Source organism: Nocardioides sp. CPCC 206348 (assembly GCF_048654705.1).
Lineage (GTDB): Bacteria > Actinomycetota > Actinomycetes > Propionibacteriales > Nocardioidaceae > Nocardioides.
Window position 1 is genome coordinate 1 of sequence record NZ_JBMCZA010000072.1, and the last position, 2,327, is coordinate 2,327.

Sequence of the window (2,327 nt, forward strand, 5' to 3'; positions counted from 1 at the left end):
GAGGCGACCCGGCCGCTGCTGGACCGCGAGGTCCCCGGCCTGGCCGAGGCGATCCGCGCCGCGGGTGTCGCGAAGGGCGTGCCGACGGCAGCGCTGTCACGTGGCCTCGCGGGCATCGCCGGGCAGGCGCTCGTGGTCAACCTGCCGGGTTCGCGCGGCGGTGTGAAGGACGCGCTCGCCGTCCTCGAGCCCGTGCTGGTGCACGCCGTGGAACAGATCGTCGGGAGCGACCATTGAGCGGCGTGCGCCGGGAGCGTTCACCCCGTGAGCGGACGACCGTGGCCGTGCCCGGGCGGGCGTGGCCGAACGAGCTGACCTCCGGCTCGGACCCGGTGGTGCGCCTTCGCCCGATCCGGCGCAGTGACGCCGGGCCGTGGCGCGCCGCCCGCCGCCGCAACGCCCTGTGGCTCGGCCCTTGGGACGCCACGGCGCCGCCCGGTGCCGATGCCCGCCCGCAGACGTTCCGCGGGTTGACCAAGCGACTGTCCCGCGCGGCGCGGAAGGGGACGACGTACCCCTTCGTGGTGGAGGTGGACGGCAAGTTCGCCGGCCAGGTCAGCGTCAACAACATCGTGCGCGGCTCGGCGCAGTTCGCGTCCGTGGGCTACTGGATCGACCAGGACTTCGCCGGCAGGGGCGTGATCCCGCGCGCGGTCGCGATGGTGATCGACCACTGCTTCTTCGTGGCCGGGTTGCACCGGGTCGAGATCTGCATCCGCCCGGAGAACACGAATTCCCTGCGGGTGGTGGAGAAGCTCGGGATCCGCGAGATCGGGTACGCACCGCTGTTCCTGCACATCGACGGCGAGTGGCGCGACCACCGGATCTTCGCGGTGGTCCGCGAGGAGGCGCCGCAGGGCGTGCTGATCAGGCTCGGCGAGCAGCCCGACGCGTGAGGGCCTCGGTCAAATCACATACGTCACACGAATCAATCTGTGACACACCGGTCGACATGCGCCCCACTTTGAGGTAGCGCTCCTAACCTCTCGTTGTGGACCTGAGCGCACTGATCTTCGTCGCACTGGCGGTGGCGTGGGCCGTCTACCTCGTTCCGAAGGCGCTCAAGCAGCACGAAGAGGACGCCGACAGCCGATCTGTCGAGGGCTTCTCCGACCGGCTGCGAGTGCTCGCCCGTCGTGACGCGGTGTCGGCCACCGAAGCCGAGCTCGTGCCTGCCGGACGCAAGCCGTCTGTTGCCGCTGAGGCGGCCGAGGACATCGTGTCCGAGGACGCTCCCGCGACGCCTGCGCCCGCGACGCGCACCCGCCCCGAGGAGCTCGGCAAGGTCCAGCGCCGGCTCCGCCAGGCGGCTGCCCGCCGTGCCGCCGAGCGTCGCCGCCGCGTCTTCAACTTCCTGCTGGCCGCCATCGTCGTCACCTCCGCCCTGGCGATCGGCAACGTCATCGGCGCCCTGTGGATCCTGGTCCCCGTCGTCCTGATGGGCGCCTGGCTGGTCGCGTGCCGCCTCATGGTCAAGCGCGAGCGCGCTGCCCGTGCGGCCGCGCCGGTCCGCAAGCGCCGTCGCACCCTCGCCGACGAGGTGATCGAGGATGAGGAGGCCGACGAGATCGAGGACGAGAGCGACAACACCCAGGACATCCCGGTCGTCACGGCGGCACTGGTCGAGGAGCCCGTCGCCGCCGACCCCGATGCCTGGACCCCCGTCCCGGTCCCCCTGCCGACGTACGTCGACAAGGCGCCCGCCGGACGGACCGTCCGCACCATCGACCTCGACTCCACCGGCGTGTGGAGCTCGGGCCGCAATGAGGCCGACTCGCAGCTCGCCCGCGAGGCCGACGCCCAGCGCGCCAAGGCCGAGCCGGACGCCGAGATCAAGCAGCGCCGCGCCTCCGGTTCCTGACCGGCTGCGGATGCGGCGCGGCCCAACGGGTACCGCGCCGGGCATGACCGACGAGATCGAAGAGACCGGCGCCGACCGGCAGGCAGCCCTGCAGGCGCGCGAGCAGGAGAAGAAGTACGCCGACTCCTCCACGGCCGTCACTCCCGACACCCAGCGCGCCGACCCCGGAGAGGCGCTCGACGCACCGTTCGAGGGCGAGGAGTCGCGCGGCCAGTCGACGGTGTTCTCGGACCCGCCCAAGCCGCGGCCCAGCTCCGACGTCGATGCCGGCGTCGACTCGGAGAGCACCAACGCCGGCGGGAAGGACGCCCCCGCCTGACGTCGCGCAGCGGTGCTGCTCGAAGGGAGATCCGGATTCGGACACCCGTCGCGCGGGTGCTAACGTTTCCCCTCGCTTGGGGCTGTGGCGCAGTTGGTAGCGCGTCTCGTTCGCAATGAGAAGGTCAGGGGTTCGAATCCCCTCAGC

4 protein-coding genes are annotated in these 2,327 nt (G+C 71.8%); all 4 read left to right on the forward strand.

What is annotated here, in order from left to right; translation table 11 throughout:
* Positions 1-237: MogA/MoaB family molybdenum cofactor biosynthesis protein (locus ACOADB_RS03385; RefSeq protein WP_378596523.1), on the forward strand; the 237-nt coding region annotated here is incomplete at its 5' end.
* A gap of 5 nt (positions 238-242) precedes the next feature.
* Complete coding sequence (locus tag ACOADB_RS03390) at positions 243-896, forward strand: GNAT family N-acetyltransferase (protein ID WP_378596524.1); 654 nt, start codon at positions 243-245, stop codon at positions 894-896.
* Between the two features lie 95 nt (positions 897-991).
* A complete protein-coding gene (locus ACOADB_RS03395) occupies positions 992-1,861 on the forward strand; it encodes a hypothetical protein (protein WP_378596525.1) in 870 nt (289 codons plus the stop codon).
* 43 nt (positions 1,862-1,904) lie between these two features.
* Entirely contained in the window at positions 1,905-2,180 is a 276-nt protein-coding gene (locus tag ACOADB_RS03400; protein ID WP_378596526.1) for a hypothetical protein, read from the forward strand.
* The last annotated feature ends 147 nt before the right edge of the window (positions 2,181-2,327 follow it).